Below are 16,344 nucleotides of genomic sequence, written 5' to 3'. Positions count from 1 at the left end.
CACTCGAGCAGACAGTTGACCAAGCAGTCTCAGTAGTCCTGCCAGTCCGGTTTGTGGTCGTGCGCGAACCGGTAGTAATCGACCCGCTCCAACTGAGCCGCGGACAGCCTGTCCAGCACGACGCTCACGTGCGGGTGCAACTGCAGCACGGAGGCGGGACAGAACGCGCTCAGCGGCCCCTCCACCGCAGCCGCGACCGCGGCCGCCTTGCCCTCCCCCGTCGCGATCAGCACCAGGTGTCGCGCTTCGCGGATCGTGGCCAGCCCCTGAGTGAGCACATGGTGCGGCACCTGGTCGTCCGCAAAGAACCTGGCGTTGTCGCGCCGGGTCCGCGTGGTCAGTGTCTTGACCCTGGTCCGTGAGTTGAGCGAGGAGCCGGGCTCGTTGAACCCCAGGTGCCCGTCACCACCGATCCCGAGCAGCTGCACGTCGATCCCACCAGCCTCCCGGATCCTCTCCTCGTATGCCGCCGCCTCCGCGAGCAGGTCCCTCGCCATCCCGTCTGGCCCGGTGATGTCCAGGCCGACCTGGTCGGTGAGCATCTGCTGGATCACCTGCCGGTAGGACTGTGGGTGGTCGGCGCCCAGTCCGACATACTCATCGAGCAGGAAGGCCCGCACCCCCTCGAAGGACAGTCCTTCCTCCCGGTGACGGCGGACCAGCTCGGCATACGTCTGCTCCGGCGAGGAGCCGGTCGCCAGGCCCAGGGTGCCACCGGGTCGGACCCAGCGCTGGAGGATGGTGGCGACAAGGTTCCCGGCCAGCTGCGGGGTGTCGGTGACGATGACTTCCACGACTACCCCTCCCCCGGGAGCAGGGCGGCGCCGACCGAGCCGGCCGGATAGTCCTCGGGCAGCCAGCGCACCCGCTCATGGACGGCCAGGTGCTGCTCGAAGCCGGAGTCGGCACCGTGGCTGCGCAGCTCGGCCAGCAGGGCTCCCTGGAGCGCAGGGGTGGAGGTGACGACACCGCCGGCGAGGACCACCTGCTCCACGTCGGTGGCCTGGACCAGGATCCGCACCGCCTGGGCCAGCCCGGCCACCAGGTCCTCACGCACCAGTTGGGCGTGGGCGTCGCCGTCCGCCGCGGCCACCATCAGTTGAGCAGCGGAGCCCGACCAGCGCCGGGCCAGCCCGCCACCGGAGGCATAGAGCTCCAGGCAGCCGCGCTTGCCACACGGACAGGGTGGTCCGGAACGGTCGGTGACCAGGTGGCCGATCTCCCCGGCGAGTCCCCTCGCTCCCCGCCGCAGCGAGCCGTTCAGCACCAGGCCGGCAGCCAGCCCCGTGCCGACATTGAGCAGGGCCAGGTCCACGTCGGCACCCGCGCCGTCGGTCGCACGCAGCCACTGCGCGGCACCCCAGGCTGCGGCCTTGACGTCATTGTCGACACGCACCGGGACCGCAGTGAGCGCTCCAGCCTCCGCCGCCAGGTCGAACGGGTCACCGTCGAGACCGAGGTTGACCGCGTGGGAGACACGGCCCCCACTGACGATCCCGGGCACCCCGATGCCCAGGCTCGCCACGGGCCTCTCGGTTCCGAGCCGCTCCAGGAGCTGGGTGTATGCCGTGCGCAGCCCTTCGCGGATGCCCTCCCGCCCGCGGACGGTCGGCACCGCGTGCTGCAGGAGGATCCGGTGGTCGCCGTCCCGACCCTCCGCGACGGCTGCGGCGTCGATCCGGGTGCCGCCGATGTCGATGCCGACCCGCACGTTCATGACTGCCTCCCTCGACACGGCCAGGGCTCGGACCGGGGTGCTCACGACTGACTCCTCGCGGCGTCCGCGAGGCCGGTGGCCAGCGCCTGCGTGGAGGCGGCGGACGCGCCGTAGGTGCAGATCACCCGTCCCAGGGTGCCCAGCTGGGGGTCGGGCCAGCCCAGCTCGACCAGCCAGGCCTGTCCGTTGGCCGACAGCGCCTCCTGGATCCACTGCCAGACCCGCGCGTCACGGGTGGCGCCCCGGACCACGAGCAGGCTCGGGCCGGCGGGCGGACGGGCGGTGGCCAGATCCTCGGGGCTCAGGCGGACGCTGGGCCGTTGGTCGGGTTGCGACGCGGCCGGAAGTTCCCAGATAGTCTCTCCTACAGCAGGGTTGGCGATGGTGTCCAGGTGGACCACCCGCGCGCCCGGCAGGCTCGGCAGGTCGCGGTGGACGGCCCGTGCGGCGCCTAAGGAGGCAACCCGCGCGGCGTCCAGAGAGGCAACCCGAGCGGCGTCCAGGGACGTAGCCCGCCCCGCGTCGACGCGTGGAGACTGAAGACCACTCTGTGCCGAGTGGGGGCTGGCCCATTGCTGCCTCAGCCCCTCCACCCGTCGCGCCGCGTCGAGCACCCGCTCGGTGGCAAGGCTGCCGTCGTCGACCGCAGCGGTGATGGCGTCGACCACCTGCTGGATGAGCGTTGGTGTGTCAGTGGCACTTTCCGGCCCCAGGCAGAGCAGGTCCGCACCGGCGGCCACCGCCCGGACAGCGGCCCCGGGGACACCGAGTGCGCCCGGCCCGGATCCTTGCGCACCGACCATGTCGAGGGCGTCGGTCACGATGACTCCCTCGAATCCGAGCTCGTCACGCAGTAGGTCGCTCAGCAGCACCGGGCTGAAGGTCGCCGCAGACCCGGGGTCGAGCGCCTCAACCACGAGGTGGGAGGTCATCACCGCCGGGGCGCCTGCCACGACGGCGGCGGCGAAGGGCACCAGCTCACGCAGCCCCAACACCTCCTTGCTCGCCCGGATCGTCGGCAGCCCCGTGGTGGGAGTCGGTGCGCGTGTCACCGTGCCCCGGAAAGTGTTTCACGCAGGCGGCCACCCCTGAGGATGCCAGGCCGGCGACGAAGGCCTGCGTGTGGAGGGCCACCAGCGCTGGGTCCGTGCCAAAACTGCGGGTGCCGATGACCGGGTTGAGCGGGTCGGAGTTGATGTCAGCGCAGGGGGCGAGGTCGAGCCAGATCCCCGCCGCGGACAGCTCCGCGCCGATGCCAGCGGCCACCTGGTGGGTGACCACCGGGTCGTCGAGAAGGCCGAGGACGGCGGGTCCGGCATACGGGCTGCCGGTGGTGGCGTGCAGCCGGGTGACGTCTCCGCCCTCCTCATCGATCGCCAGCACCACGCTCGGGTCGAGGGCGCGCACCGACCGGGCCAGGGCGGCGAGGTCGTGCTCGGGCGCAACATTGTTGCCGTAGAAGCAGATCCCGCCCAGACCCTGGCCCAGCTCGTGGGAGAGCCAGGACGGGACCACCGCTCCGGCGAACCCGGCGAGCAGGACCTTCCTGGCGGCATACTGCAGGTCGATCATCCCTTCACCGCCCCGGAGACCAGGCCCTGGGTCATCCTCGTCTGGACCATCATGAAGAAGATGATGACCGGAAGTGCGACCAGGACCGAGCCGGCCATCACCGCGGGCCAGTCGATCGCCTCGTTGGACACGGTGGTCATGCCCCGCAGCCACAGCGGCAGGGTCCGGTTGTCCGGCTCCATGACGACCACGGCCAGGGTGTACTCGTTCCACGCCTGGAGGAAGGCGAAGACGCCACTAGCGATCAGGCCGGGCGCCAGCAGGGGGAAGGTGATCGTGAAGAACGCCCGGACCCGGCTGCAGCCGTCGACCATCGCCGCCTCCTCGAGCTCGATCGGGACCCCGTCGACGAACCCGCGCAGCAGCCACACCGTGAACGGCAGCACGGCCGCGACATAGAGCAGGGACAGGCCCGCGACGGTGTTGTAGAGGCTCCACTCGTTGAGCATCCGGTACTGGCTGATGAACAGCGCCTCAGGCGGGATCATCTGGATCGTCAGGACCACGATGATGAAGGAGACCCGGCCGCGAAACCGGAACCGTGAGATCGCCACGGCGGCGACGAACGCGCAGACGACCGCTAGCGCCACACAGATCAAGGTCACCACCAGGCTGAGCCGCAGCGAGGCGAAGAACTGACCGTCGAGCACCCGGCCGAAGGCGTCCAGGGTGATGTCGGTGGGCACGAAGACCGGCGTCGGAGAGCGCAGCGCCTCGACCGGCTGGAGCGCCCCGTTCACGATCCAGTAGGCCGGGAAGGCCCACACCAGGGCGATGATGACGGCCGCCACACCCCAGAGACGGGTGCGCGTGCTGCGCCGGAGGCGAGTGGTGGGGCTACGCCGCAGGCGGGTTGCTGTGGTGGGCGGCAGGTTGCTCATGTCTTCTCCGCCCGCAGCAGGGCCCGCACATAGCCCGCCGTGAGCACCACGGTCAGGACGAGGACGAACAGGGCGAAGGCCGAGGCCATGCCGTACTCGCTCTGACCGACGCCGAGGGTGTAGATGTAGGTGCCGAGCAGGTGGGTCTCGCTGGGGATCCCGCCGACGCCCTGCAGATAGTGGATCTGGGCGAAGACCCGCAGGTCCCAGACGATCTGCAGCATCAGCACGATCGTCAGCGCCGGGCGGATCGAGGGATAGATGATGAAGCGCCAGCGCTGCCAGGCGTTGGCACCGTCGATCTGTCCGGCCTCCAGGGCATCCTCGGGCACCTGAGTCAGGGCGGCATAGGCGGTGAAGGCCACGAAGGGCACGCTCATCCAGACCACGATCACCGTGGCGACCAGATAGAAGGAGAGCGGCTCGATCAACCAGTTGTGCCGGGTGAAGTCACCGAGGCCGAGGGTGGTCAGCGTCCAGTTGATCAGGCCGTAGCGGCTGTCGAACAGCCACTGCCAGGCAGTCATCGCCGCGATGACCGGCATCGCCCAGCACAGCAGCATGCTGACCTGGAGCACCACGCGCGGCACCCGCGGGGCGCGGAGCATCAGCAGCGCGAAGACGGTGCCGATGACCATCGTGAGGACGACATTGACCGCGCAGAACGCCAGCGACCGCCAGACGACACCCCACATCTGGGCGTCGGTGAACAGTTCGCGATAGTTGTCCAGCCCGATCCACTCCGGCAGCGCCCCGAACTGCTGGGCCCGGCCGAACTCCTGGAAGGACATGACCACCTGACGCACCAGCGGGTAGCCGGCGCCGACCACCAGCACCGCGATCGTCGGCAGCAGCAGCCCATAGGGCCCGAGCCCACCGCGCCGGCCCCGGCGACGGCGCGCTGGCGCGGTCACCGGCGTGCCCGTCAGCGGCACCTGGGCCGTCTCCTGGGTCATCGTCCGCCCTTCTCGTTACCCCATTTTGAGGGAGGTTTCGTAGGTCCCTTGCGCATTTTGAGAGGGGTTTCGTAGGTCCCTCCCGAATTTTGAGAGGGGTTTCGTAGGTCCCCGGGCGCAGTGTGGGGCCGGCACCGGTGCGGCACCGGCCCCACGACGTGCTGCCCGCGGCTCAGCCGTTGAGCACGTCCTCCAGCTGAGCGTCTGTCTCCGCGGCGACCGTGGCGACATCCTCACCACTGGCGATCCGACCGAAGAACTCCTCCATGACCGACCCGGTCTCCACCGCGGCCCACTCCGAGGAGGCCGGGGTCAGCTTGGCGTTCGCGGCGGCGGAGATCGCGGCCTGGGCGAATTCGTCGTCACCCATCAGATGGGTGAACTCGGCGTTGGCCGGGCCGAGCCCGTTCTCGGCCAGCATCGTCTGGTAGTCATCGCTGAAGATCAGCCGCATCAGATCAGCGGACAGATCCTTGTGCTGGGACTGCGCGGAGATGGCGATGTCGGAGCCACCGGCAAAGACGGGAGCCACGCCGCCGTCCACACCCGGGAGGGCGAACGCGCCGAGGTCCTCGGCCTTGGTCTCCTCCACGCTCCAGCGCGCCCAGCTGGGCGCCATGAACATCGCGGCCTCACCGTTGTTGAACGGGACCCAGGCCTCCGCGTCCTTGCCGTCCTGCGGTGCGGTGGAGGCACCGGCATACAGCTCCTGCCACTGCGTCAGACCCGCCAGGCTCTCCGGCGAGGACAGGGCCCCGACCCACTGGTCACCCTCCTGCACCGCGATGTCACCGCCGTGCGCAAAGATCCAACTGATGCCGTTGCGCCAGTCCTGACCAGGCAGCCACAGGCCCGAGTAGGCGTCGTCGCCGGCCTCGCGCAGCGTGATCGCCGCCTCGGAGAGCTCGGCGAGAGTGGTGGGCGGCTCCAGCCCTGCGTCACTGAACGCTGCCTTGTCAAAGAAGATGTAGCGCGAGCCCCAGTAGTAGGGCACCGCGTAGACCGTCCCGTCATAGGTGCCGGCCTCGATGAAGCCCTCCGGGCCGATGTCACCGAGGTCGCCGAGCAGGCCGGACAGGTCCTCAAAGGCACCGACGCTGGTGTATGTCGGGACCTGGGTGTTGCCCATCTCGATCACGTCGGGCGTGTTGTCCGGGTTGGGGAGCGCCTGGTTGGCACGCTCGAGCAGCTCACCCCAGGGGATCCGCTGGACCTCCAGCGTCGCGCCGGTCTCCTCCGCGAAGGCGGTCACCAGCCACCTCGAGCTCGACAGGGGTGTCCGTCTCACCGGCGAGCCAGAGGGTGATGGTCTCCCCGGAGGCCTGCGCACCGGTGTCGGCCGCGGCGTCCGTGGAGTCGGCCTCGTCGGTCTCGTCTGTCGCCTCGTCGTCGGCACCGGCGTCAGCGGTGTCCTCCTGCGTGCCCTCAACGTCGGGGTCGCCAGTCGTGCTGCCGGAGCTGCAGGCGGCCAGCATGGTGGCGGCGACAGTCGTCACCACCGCGGCCCGGGTCATGGTGCTGAGCTTCATCGTTGAACCTCTCTCGGTGTGTGTGTCGGCAGTGAACCCAGGGGTCACACCACGCCTATCTCGCGATAGCGCACGAGCGCTGCCGCTCCCTTCAGAACGAGCTCGTTCTCCAGCGGCACCACGCGCACGCGCACCTGTTGGGCAACGAAGGGAAGGGTCTGGTGAGCGAGCGCGTCCTGCGTCGCCCGGAGCAGCTGGCCGTCGAGCAGCTCGGCCGGTCCGTAAAGCACGACATCGGCGATGCCAAGCACGGTCACGACCGGGCTGAGCACCGAGCCCAACCGCTGACCGGCAGCCGCGAGCTCGGCCCCCGACTGTGTGCGGCGCAGCGTCGGCACCGCCAGGATCGTCTCCAGGCACCCCCGGTTGCCGCAGGCGCAGGTGGGTCCCTGCGGGTCGACGACCACGTGCCCGATCTCCCCCGAGGACAGCAGCGGCCCGGCGAGCACCCGCCCGTCGACCAGGACCCCTCCCCCGACGCCGTGACCGATCGTGACCAGGAGCAGCCCCGCCTCGTCCCCGGCGCCAAAGCTCGTCTCGGCCGCCGTGGCCATGTTGGCGTCATTGGCGACGTATGCCGGCAGGCCGGTCTCCCCTCGGACCACCTCGGCCAGGTCCAGGTCGGACCACCCCAGGTTGGGCGCGTGCAGGACGGTCCCGGCGTGGGAGATGATGCCGGGCGCACCGATCCCGATGCCGAGGACGACCCGGTCGACACCGTCGCGCACCCGGGCGATCAGCGCCATGACCTCGGCCACCGCCCCCTCCCCCTCGGTCAGCTCGACCGACTCGGCGCTGAGGATCTCTCCGTGCAGGTCCACCACGGCACCGCGCAGGACTCGGTCGCCCGACAGGTCGAGCGCGATGACCACCGGGGCGGTGTCCGCAAGGCCGACCAGGGTGGCGGGCTTGCCCTGTCGCACCCCGGGACGGTGCCCGAGCTCGACGAGCATGCCGGTGGCAAGCAACTCGGCGACCAGGTCGGAGACCGTGACGCGGGTCAGCCCGGTCTCCCGCGAGAGGTCAGCGCGGCTGCGCGGCCCGTCGTCAAAGAGCTGCTGCAGGACCAGGGCCCGGTGGTGGCGCCGCGCGTCGCCGGGGAGCACCTTGCCGGTGGGGCGGCGTCCGGCTCGCGGTCGGCCGGTGACCTGTGTCATGAGAGTTAGTATGTCTCATTAACTAACTTTGTCAAGACTCCACGCAGACTCACGGTGCCGGCGGGGTCCACCTCAGCCCTGCGTTGCTGTTGGCCACGCCGGGGTCCGCGAGCCCGCCCCACACCAGGAACTCCTGTCCGGTCCAGACGCCCACGGACGGCTCCAACAGACCCGGGCAGGCCGGCACGACCATCGCGACAGGCGGGTCGAGGGCGACCAGGACCGAGCGTCCGGGGGCGAGCCAGTCACCGGCCGGACCGATCATCGGCAGCTGGCAGCCGGCCTGCAGCTGCTCGTAGCTGTCTACCTGCGCCACGTCGCTCCACTCCCCCGTCGCGGGATCGAACGCCCCTGCGACGGTGTCGGGCCCCACGGCCCCCTGGGCCCGCTGGCTCGCGTTGACGAACTGCCCGTCAAAGGCCCACCACTCCTGGCCCCAGAAGGTGACGTCGGTCTGCTCGGGCCCGGACCACTCACCGGAGTCGGGATCCAGGCTGGTGACGACAAAGTGACGGGGCGAGCGGTCGTCGTCCACGCTCAGCGCCGCGAGATAGAAGCGCCCGTCGAGCCAGGCGAGCCCGCGGTCAAAACTCGGCCCCAGCGGGTCGTCCGGCAGCGTGGCCCACTTCCCGCTGGTCGGGTCGAGCGTCTGGATCGCCTCGCCATACTCATCATCGGTTGACCAGAGCACCAACTGCTCCCCGATCCACAGACTGTGCGTGAACTGGCCGTCGGGCGGAGGGTCAAGGGTCCGCCAGATGCCGGCCTCCGGGTCGAGCGCGGTCACCGCTGCCGGCAGGGTCCTGGGTGACGCCCCCTCGACAGTGAACGGCTGGTGCACGACCAGCATCTCCTCACCCGTCCAGTGCGCGGTGTCATAGAAGGTTGCGCGGGGCATCTCGGGCAGCGCACGCCAGGTGTCGGCAGCGGGATCGAAGGCCGCTCCGTCGAGCAGGAGCTCCTCATCGTTGGGCCCTCGACAGTCCGCTCCCGGGGGACAGAACCAGGAGACGCCGCCGACCACCAGGAGCTCCTCGCCGGTCCACACCCCGGCTGGCTCGGTGCGCGGCGACAGGGGAGACTGCGCGATCGGCCTCCACTCCCCTCCCGATGCCGTATGCCGTCCAGTCACCTCCGTCGCGCCGCTCCCCGCTGGCGGTGGGCTGGTCTGGTGTCCTCCGGTGCCCGGCTGCTCCGTGCTGGACTCGAGTGAGCACCCTGTCCCGGCGAGAAGTAGTGCTGTGAGGATCGCAGCCGCGCGCATCATGTCGGCTTCGACGCAGGGGGGCGTCCATCGGTTCCCTTCGTCCGTGCGAAGGCTCGTGCAGAGCGGGCACCGACCGGCTGACCGGCCCGGTCTACCGATAGATTCGTGGTCATGTCCCCCCTCGCTGTGCCCCGTCCGACGCTGCGCACGCTGCGCCCCGACGCGCTGGCCTATGTCGACCCCCACTTCCCCGTCGACCGGCTGTGGTCCACCCTGGCCCAGCCGGTGCACACGGTCGAACGCGGTGAGGATGTCGAGCTCACCGGGGAACTGGCGCTCGTGGGCCAGGAGTCGCTCTTCACCGGCCAGCAGGTGTCGGGCACCTATCAGACCTTCTGGTTCACCGGCGACGAGGTCAGCGGGGTCACCCTCTTGGCGCAGGGCGCCACCCCGGTGGGAGCCATCGGCGGAGGTTTCTGCCGCGCCGGGGACGAGTCCATCAGCATCACCACCCGCGAGGGTCTGGGCCTGCTGTCGTCCGGCAGCCAGCCGGAGGGTCGGGCCTATCTGCGCGGAGAGGGGACAACACTGATCAACCTGCCGATCGAGGCCCCAGGAAGCGACTCCGATGACGACCCGGACAGTGACGACCCGGACAGTGACGAATCCGGTGGCGAAGACCTCGACGACGTCCCAGAGCTGGTCACGATCGACTTCCTGCTGGACGCCAGACACCAACCCTGCGGCTTCATCATCAACGGCGACCTGGACCTGACGCCCTGGGAGAGTCGCATCCTGCCTGAGGAGACGACCCGAGTCAGTTCCCTGCAACTGCTCACCGAGCTGCAGGGCACCGACCCGAAGGCGCGTCCGGTCGTGGTGAGCCGCAGCTCCGGCTTCCTGGGGCGCGCCAAGACCCGCACCCTCGGCCACGTGGGCGACCTGGACCTCGGTCGGGCCTGGAACTTCTCCGTCGTGCCGCCGCCAGCTGCCCTGACCGCGAGCGAGCTCATCGACCTGTTCACCGACCCGATCTTCCGCGTGGGCGCCGACCTCGGTGTGGAGGCTGACCTCCCGGACCCCGTCTGGGTGACCGGGATCCAGCGCGAGCACGGCAACCTGCAGCTGATCGTCTCTGACGTCCTACTCCCCGACCACAGCCTCTAAGCACGCGCACGCCATACTCGCCGCATGCCACTGGACCCCACGCTCTGGTCACGGAACGTCACCCAGGACGAGCAGGGACGCCTGTGGGTCGACGGCCTCGACGTCGTCGCGCTGGCGCGGGAGTTCGGCACCCCGGCGTATGTCGTGGACGAGGACGACTTCCGCTCCCGGGCGGCTGCCTTCCGCGACTCCTTCGCTGAGCGTTTCGCCGCGGTCTCCGGCGGGGCCGACGTCTACTACGCCGGCAAGGCCTTCCTCTGCTCGGCGGTCGCCCGATGGGTGCTGCAGGAGGGCCTGCACCTGGACGTCTGCTCCGGAGGGGAGCTTGCGGTGGCCCAGCACGTGGGCTTCCCCGGTGACCGAATTGCCTTGCACGGCAACAACAAGAGCGTCGCCGAGCTCCGCCAGGCGATGGAGTATGCCGTGGGGCGGGTTGTCGTGGACTCCCTCGAGGAGATCGACCGGTTGGCTTGCGTTGCAACCGAACTCGGCGTCCAGGCAGCCGTGGTGGTGCGCGTCACCGTCGGTGTCGAGGCCCACACCCACGAGTTCATCGCCACGGCGCACGAGGACCAGAAGTTCGGGTTCAGCCTTCATGGGGCGGACGGCGCCGACTCGAGCCCGGCGATGCAGGCCGTCGCCCGGATCCTGGAGCACGGCGACTGTCTGCGGCTGCGCGGGCTGCACAGCCACATCGGCTCCCAGATCATGGACACCGACGGGTTCGCCGTGGCGGCGCAGCGGCTGATCGGGTTGCACGAGCAGATCCGCCGGGTGCACGGCATACGACTGCCCGAGCTGGACCTGGGGGGCGGCTTCGGCATCGCCCACGCCTCCGGCGACTCGCCCCTGACTCCCGCGGAGTTGGCGACGGAGCTGGCTGCGGTGGTGGAGCGTGAGTTCGCGGCTCTCGGGGACGTGCCCCGCCCGCGGATCTCGGTCGAGCCGGGGCGGGCCATCGCCGGCCCCAGCACGCTCACGCTCTATGAGGTCGGCACGGTCAAGGAGGTCAGCCTCGAGGACGGGTCGGTGCGGACCTATGTGTCGGTCGACGGAGGGATGAGCGACAACATCCGCCCGGCGCTCTACGGCGCCGACTACACGTGCGTGCTGGCAAACCGCTCGTCGGGAGCCGGGCCGATGCGCGCCAGGGTGGTCGGACGGCACTGCGAGAGTGGCGACATCCTGGTACGGGACACCGAGTTGCCCGCCGACCTACGGGCCGGTGACCTGCTCGCGGTCGCGGCGACCGGCGCCTACTGCCGCAGCCTGTCCAGCCAGTACAACCACACGCCACGGCCACCGGTGGTGGCGGTGCGGGACGGGCAGGCTCGGGTGATCGTGCGCCGCGAGACGATCGAGGACATCCTGGCTCTCGACGTGGGGTGAGACCGCCTACCGATCAACTCTTCCCCTCGGGGCTGTCGTGGCTCTAGGTTGTGCCTCAGGTGCCGGTTCCCCGCGGCGCCACTCTCCCCAGGAGGCACCCCATGTCGCGTGTCCATCCGTCCCGCAGCCTGGCTCTGCTCGCCGCTGGCGCCCTCGCCCTGACCTTCGTCTCCGCACCCGCAGGCTCCGCGGCCGACCCTCCCACTCCCCCGGACGGCTGGACGGCGACCGCGGTCACCGCCGACGGACCCGTGATCCACGCTGCCCTGTCGGCCAGCGGCGCGATGGCCCGCAGCGACGAGAGCCTGCTCGCGCGCACCGACTCCGAGGTGGTGCCGGTCATGATCAAGCTCGATCTCGACGGTGCCGCCAGTTATGCAGGCGGCAAGGCCGGTCTGCCTGCGACCAGCCCTGAGGTGACCGGCAGGGCCCTGGCGGACAACCCCGCGGCGGTCAACCGTTATCTGGCCCACGCCGAGGGTGTGACGGCAGACGCGGTCGCCGCTGTTGCCGAGACCGTGCCGGCCGCCGAGGTCACCGGCTCCTTCGAGGTGGCGTATGGCGGACTGTCGGCTCTGGTGCCCGCCAACCGGGCCAAGGAGCTGCTCGGGGTCCCCGGTGTGGTCGCCGTCCAGGCCGACGAGCCCCAGGAGATCCAGACAGACGCCTCGCCGGAGTTCATCGGCGCGACGGAGGTGTGGCCCTCCCTCGGCGGCTCGAGCACGGCCGGGGAGGGCGTTGTCGTGGGTGTGCTGGACACGGGCATCTGGCCCGAGCACCCCTCCTTCCTCGACCCGGGCATCGACCGTCCCGACCGCGGCCCGGTGGGCTGCGAGTTCGGTGATGGCACCGATCCCGACCTGGGTGATCCCTTCGAGTGCAACGACAAGCTGCTCGGGGCCTACGCCTTCCTCGACACCAACGTCTTGGTCACCGGTGACCTCGCGGACGACTACTGCTCCGGCACCGAGTGCACCGCCCGTGACGACAACGGTCACGGCACGCACACCTCCTCCACGGCCGCCGGCTCACCGGTGGAGGAGGCGGTCATCCTGGGCGTCGATCGTGGCCCGATCAGCGGCATCGCCCCGGGTGCCTCCGTCATGATGTATCGCGTGTGCCGGCCCAGCTGTTATCAGTCGGACTCGGTCGCGGCGGTGCAGCAGGCCATCACGGACGGGGTCGATGTCATCAACTTCTCGATCGGAGGTGGCACCGACCCCTACAACGACGCGGTCGAGCTGGCCTTCCTCGACGCCACCGCCGCCGGCATCAGCGTCAACGCCTCAGCCGGCAACGAGGGTCCGGGCGCCGGCACCGCCGGCCACGGTGGCCCGTGGGTGACCACGGTCGCCGCCTCGACCTCGGACCGTCACTTCCGCACGGACGTGACCCTCACGGCGGACAACGGTGACACCTACACCAAGGTCGGTGACACGGTGACCGACGGGATTGCTGCCGGTGCGGACGTGGTCTATGCCGGCTCGGTCGCTCCCTTCGACCCGCTCTGCCAGACACCGCTGGCAGCAGGCACGGTGACCGGCCAGGTCGTCGTCTGCGAGCGCGGGGTCAACGCACGCGTCGACAAGGGCTACAACGTCCTGCAGGGCGGCGCCGCAGGCATGATCCTGCTCAACATGGTGACCCAGGGGACACAGACCGACAACCACTGGCTGCCCACGGCCCACCTGGACGGTCCCAACACCGAGCTCATGGACTTCCTCACGACGCACACGGGCGTCACCGCGACCTGGGGACCGGGTGAGCCCCGGCACGTCCGCGGTGACGTGATGGCCGGCTTCAGCTCCCGAGGCCCGCTGGGGCCGGTCCTCAAGCCGGATGTGACCGCACCGGGCGTGCAGATCCTGGCCGGTCACACGCCCACCCCCAACACCATCAGCTCCGGTCCTCCCGGAGAGCTCTTCCAGGCCATCGCCGGGACCTCGATGTCCAGCCCGCACGCGGCAGGCGCCTCGGCGCTGCTGACTGCGGCGCACCCGGACTGGACTCCTGCGGAGATCAAGTCGGCGCTGATGACGACGTCGGTCCAGGACGTCCTGGAGGAGGACGGCGTTACCGCCACCGATCCGTTCGACCGCGGCGCCGGGTCGCTGCGGGTCAACCGCGCGGTCGATCCCACCTTCGTGATGGACGTGCCCGCTGAGGACTTCTATGCGGCGGCGGCCGGCTCTCTGGAGTCCATGGACCTCAACCTGGCCAGCATCTATGTCGACCCGCTCCCCGGGGTGGTGTCGCTGGAGCGCACAGTGCGCAATGTCAGTGACAAGACCCAGCGCTTCGATGCCCTGGTCAGCGCCGACGACGGAGTGGTGATAAGGGTCAGCCCGAAGAACCCGGTCATCCAGGCCGGGGCATCGCTCACCCTGACGGTGACCATCGACACGACGGCGGCGGAGCCCGGCTGGCACTTCGGTCAGATCACGTTGACCCCGAAGAGCAAGCACTATGCGGCCGCGGTCCTGCCTGTGGCGGTCAACGCTGCCGACGGCGACCTGATGCTGGATCACTCGTGCGAGCAGACGCAGATCAGTCGCTCGGGCTCAACCGTGTGCACGGCGACGCTGGCCAACAACAGCGCGGCCGACTTGGAGGTCAGCGCTGCACTCACCGCTCCGAAGAAGGCCGTGATCTCTGCGGTCTCGGCACCGGCGACGCCCACCGGCAACGGATGGACCTTCGACGGCACCCTGGCCGGAGCGCAGGCACCCATCATCGACTCGATCACCGGCGGTGGCTCCCCTGCGGGCTACCTCCCACTGGAACTGTTCGGCATCACCCCCATCAGCGGGATCGGCGATGAGAGCATCGTCAACTTCGGCATCCCGGCCTTCCAGTACGGCAGCGAGACCTACACCTCGATCGGCATGACCTCCAACGGTTATGCCGTGGTCGGTGGCGGCACCGCAGCAGACGTCCAGTTCGAACCGCCGGGCATCCCCAATGCGGCACCGCCCAACAACGTGCTCGCCCCGTTGTGGACCGATCTGAATCCGTCCCAGGGCGGCGCCCTGCGGATCGGGAGTCTCACCGACGGTGTCAACTCGTGGATCGTGGGCGAGTGGAGCGGGCTGTCCCCGTGGGGCACTCCGTCGGTCACCAACTCGTTCCAGATCTGGATCCAGGTCGGTGCCACCGAGCAGGTGACCTTCGCCTACGGCGGTGTCGGAGGCACAGCCGGAACCCCGTGGCAGATGGGAGCCGAGAACCGCGACGGCAGCAGTGGCGCGACGCTGCCGCTGACGACCCCCACAGCCGCGACGGGCACCGACTGGACCGTCAACACCTCCCCACCCGTGCCGGGTGACGAGGTGACGATCACCTACACGGCCTCGAGCAAGCACGCCGGGACCTACCCGCTCCGGGTTGAGGCCAGTGCGCCAGACCTACGCACGACCGTGGCGAAGGTGGTCAACCTGGTGGTGGTGCGCTGACCCCGCAGGGGCTGGTCCGCTGACGCCGCGGGGGCTGGCCCCCGCGGCGTGTTGCGGCCTTCGGGCTGGCTGGTTGCCGCCCCAGCTCCGCCTCGATCACCGCGACCGCCCCACCGACCCCGTCCTCACCGCGCACCACCTGACCCACGCTGCGGGCACGGCGGGTCAGGGCGGGGTCCAGTGCGGTCTCCAGGGCCGCCAGCAGGCGCGCCGGTGTGGCCTCGGTGATCGGCACCGGGGCCGATCCCACCCCGATCTCGTGCACCCGGCGGGCAAAGAACGGCTGGTCCATGGTGAACGGCAGCACCACCTGGGGCCGTCCGGCCCGCAGCGCCTGGGCCGTGGTGCCGGCGCCACCGTGGTGCACCACGGACACGCAGCGAGGAAAGAGCAGTTCGTGGGGCACCTCGTCGACAAAGAGCACCCGGTCGCCGTGCTCGAGGTCCTCCAGCCCCGAGCCACGCTGCACGATGGCCCGGTGGCCCAGGTCGAGGGCGGCCGAGACCGTGTGCGCCAGCGCCTGGCGCACGGTCGGGACGGTGTGCGAGCCCAGGCCGACATAGACCGGTGCGCTTCCGCCGTCGAGGAACGCGGCGACCTCGCGGCCCAGCTCGGCCGGCAGGTCCAGGAAGGGATAGCCGGTGGAGCGGATCTGCCGTCCCCCGATGCGCCGCGGCGTGATGATCTGCGCGCTGTTGGCCACGAAGGCCGGTGCGGTGGCCAGCTGGGTCAGGCCGCGCAGGCGCTCCCGCGGGGTCGATGAGCCGTCCGTCGTGGCGAGCCGCGCGGACGGCCCCATGGCCCGCAGGCCACTGACCAGATTGTGGATCGAGCGGCCCGTCCGCTCGGAGTAGAGGCTGACGTCTCCCCAGACCGAGGGCAGCGCCGCGACAAACATCATCAGCACCTGAGGCTTGCGGGGACCTCCGATGAGTCCCGGCCACGCGGAGCTCATCGCGGTGGTGACCACTGCGTCATAGCGCGGCCAGAGGTCGGTCAGCGTCTCACGGACGGCCGGCGCCATCACCCGGGCAACCTCCCCGAGCAGGTCCATCTGGCCCAGCAGACCGGTGGGCATGCCATCGCGCAGGGCGTGGTCGCGGTAGTAGCCCATCACGTCGACCGCCACCTCCTCGGCGCGCACCCCGGCGCCGGTCACCATCGGCAGGTAGTCGCTGGTGGCCGTCACCCCCACCTCGTGCCCACGCGCCTGCAATCCCCGGGCGACGGCCAGCACGGGCTGATAGTCCCCGCGGCTCCCCGCAGCAAGCATGGCGATCCTCATGCCCCCAGTATCGGCTCCTCGTCGCCCTGTCC

14 protein-coding genes are annotated in these 16,344 nt (G+C 70.2%); 3 read left to right on the top strand and 11 right to left on the bottom strand.

What is annotated here, in order from left to right; genetic code table 11:
- Positions 1-29 precede the first annotated feature (29 nt).
- The 10 genes from FNH13_RS07605 to FNH13_RS07565 form a co-directional block, all read right to left on the bottom strand.
- Positions 30-794: a glucosamine-6-phosphate deaminase gene (locus FNH13_RS07605; protein ID WP_143782901.1), complete on the bottom strand. Its 765-nt coding sequence runs from the start codon at positions 792-794 to the stop codon at positions 30-32.
- Between the two features lie 2 nt (positions 795-796).
- The gene (locus FNH13_RS07600) at positions 797-1,762 is read right to left on the bottom strand and encodes an ROK family protein (protein ID WP_228266643.1); all 966 of its coding nucleotides are present in this window, start codon (positions 1,760-1,762) and stop codon (positions 797-799) included.
- Positions 1,759-2,769 (bottom strand): glycoside hydrolase family 3 N-terminal domain-containing protein, encoded by a 1,011-nt coding sequence (locus FNH13_RS07595; protein ID WP_143782900.1) that lies wholly within the window; start codon positions 2,767-2,769, stop codon positions 1,759-1,761. Before FNH13_RS07595 ends, FNH13_RS07600 begins: the two co-directional genes overlap by 4 nt.
- On the bottom strand, positions 2,696-3,289 hold the full coding sequence (locus FNH13_RS19695) for a glycoside hydrolase family 3 N-terminal domain-containing protein (protein WP_143782899.1): 594 nt from the start codon (positions 3,287-3,289) through the stop codon (positions 2,696-2,698). The genes FNH13_RS07595 and FNH13_RS19695 overlap by 74 nt, the downstream gene beginning before the upstream one ends.
- Positions 3,286-4,170 (bottom strand): carbohydrate ABC transporter permease, encoded by an 885-nt coding sequence (locus tag FNH13_RS07585; protein ID WP_143782898.1) that lies wholly within the window; start codon positions 4,168-4,170, stop codon positions 3,286-3,288. Before FNH13_RS07585 ends, FNH13_RS19695 begins: the two co-directional genes overlap by 4 nt.
- The gene (locus FNH13_RS07580) at positions 4,167-5,126 is read right to left on the bottom strand and encodes a carbohydrate ABC transporter permease (RefSeq protein WP_143782897.1); all 960 of its coding nucleotides are present in this window, start codon (positions 5,124-5,126) and stop codon (positions 4,167-4,169) included. The genes FNH13_RS07585 and FNH13_RS07580 overlap by 4 nt, the downstream gene beginning before the upstream one ends.
- Positions 5,127-5,298: 172 nt before the next feature.
- The gene (locus FNH13_RS07575; protein ID WP_165700053.1) at positions 5,299-6,378 is read right to left on the bottom strand and encodes an extracellular solute-binding protein; all 1,080 of its coding nucleotides are present in this window, start codon (positions 6,376-6,378) and stop codon (positions 5,299-5,301) included.
- Positions 6,317-6,655, bottom strand: a complete 339-nt coding sequence (locus tag FNH13_RS19010; protein ID WP_165700052.1) for a hypothetical protein — start codon at positions 6,653-6,655, stop codon at positions 6,317-6,319. The genes FNH13_RS07575 and FNH13_RS19010 overlap by 62 nt, the downstream gene beginning before the upstream one ends.
- 44 nt (positions 6,656-6,699) lie before the next feature.
- A complete protein-coding gene (locus FNH13_RS07570; RefSeq protein ID WP_143782895.1) occupies positions 6,700-7,812 on the bottom strand; it encodes an ROK family protein in 1,113 nt (370 codons plus the stop codon).
- A gap of 49 nt (positions 7,813-7,861) precedes the next feature.
- Positions 7,862-8,944, bottom strand: a complete 1,083-nt coding sequence (locus FNH13_RS07565; RefSeq protein ID WP_143782894.1) for a Kelch repeat-containing protein — start codon at positions 8,942-8,944, stop codon at positions 7,862-7,864.
- 246 nt (positions 8,945-9,190) lie between these two features.
- Here FNH13_RS07565 and FNH13_RS07560 point away from each other — a divergent pair, with 246 nt between their 5' ends.
- The 3 genes from FNH13_RS07560 to FNH13_RS07550 all read left to right on the top strand — a co-directional run bounded on the left by FNH13_RS07560 (position 9,191) and on the right by FNH13_RS07550 (position 15,027).
- Positions 9,191-10,186, top strand: a complete 996-nt coding sequence (locus tag FNH13_RS07560; protein ID WP_143782893.1) for a hypothetical protein — start codon at positions 9,191-9,193, stop codon at positions 10,184-10,186.
- A gap of 24 nt (positions 10,187-10,210) precedes the next feature.
- The gene (gene lysA, locus FNH13_RS07555) at positions 10,211-11,575 is read left to right on the top strand and encodes a diaminopimelate decarboxylase (RefSeq protein WP_143782892.1); all 1,365 of its coding nucleotides are present in this window, start codon (positions 10,211-10,213) and stop codon (positions 11,573-11,575) included.
- A gap of 101 nt (positions 11,576-11,676) precedes the next feature.
- Positions 11,677-15,027, top strand: coding sequence for a S8 family serine peptidase (locus FNH13_RS07550; RefSeq protein ID WP_143782891.1), 3,351 nt, complete (start codon positions 11,677-11,679; stop codon positions 15,025-15,027).
- Here FNH13_RS07550 and FNH13_RS19745 read toward each other — a convergent pair.
- Positions 15,005-16,312, bottom strand: a complete 1,308-nt coding sequence (locus tag FNH13_RS19745; protein ID WP_143782890.1) for a glycosyltransferase — start codon at positions 16,310-16,312, stop codon at positions 15,005-15,007. The two genes, FNH13_RS07550 and FNH13_RS19745, sit on opposite strands and share 23 nt — an antisense overlap.
- Positions 16,313-16,344: the final 32 nt, after the last annotated feature.

This window comes from Ornithinimicrobium ciconiae (genome assembly GCF_007197575.1).
In the GTDB taxonomy this organism is placed as follows: domain Bacteria; phylum Actinomycetota; class Actinomycetes; order Actinomycetales; family Dermatophilaceae; genus Ornithinicoccus; species Ornithinicoccus ciconiae.
Note: the sequence above shows the minus strand (reverse complement) of the source record. Positions and strands in the feature narration are given on the sequence as shown.

Excerpts from the sequence above, each read along its gene's own strand:
- FNH13_RS19695 (WP_143782899.1), bottom strand. The coding sequence starts at position 3,289 with ATGATCGACCTGCAGTATGCCGCCAGGAAGGTCCTGCTCGCCGGGTTC.
- FNH13_RS07585 (WP_143782898.1), bottom strand. The coding sequence starts at position 4,170 with ATGAGCAACCTGCCGCCCACCACAGCAACCCGCCTGCGGCGTAGCCCC.
- FNH13_RS07580 (WP_143782897.1), bottom strand. The coding sequence starts at position 5,126 with ATGACCCAGGAGACGGCCCAGGTGCCGCTGACGGGCACGCCGGTGACC.
- FNH13_RS19010 (WP_165700052.1), bottom strand. The coding sequence starts at position 6,655 with ATGAAGCTCAGCACCATGACCCGGGCCGCGGTGGTGACGACTGTCGCC.
- FNH13_RS07570 (WP_143782895.1), bottom strand. The coding sequence starts at position 7,812 with ATGACACAGGTCACCGGCCGACCGCGAGCCGGACGCCGCCCCACCGGC.
- FNH13_RS07560 (WP_143782893.1), top strand. The coding sequence starts at position 9,191 with ATGTCCCCCCTCGCTGTGCCCCGTCCGACGCTGCGCACGCTGCGCCCC.
- lysA (WP_143782892.1), top strand. The coding sequence starts at position 10,211 with ATGCCACTGGACCCCACGCTCTGGTCACGGAACGTCACCCAGGACGAG.
- FNH13_RS07550 (WP_143782891.1), top strand. The coding sequence starts at position 11,677 with ATGTCGCGTGTCCATCCGTCCCGCAGCCTGGCTCTGCTCGCCGCTGGC.
- FNH13_RS19745 (WP_143782890.1), bottom strand. The coding sequence starts at position 16,312 with ATGAGGATCGCCATGCTTGCTGCGGGGAGCCGCGGGGACTATCAGCCC.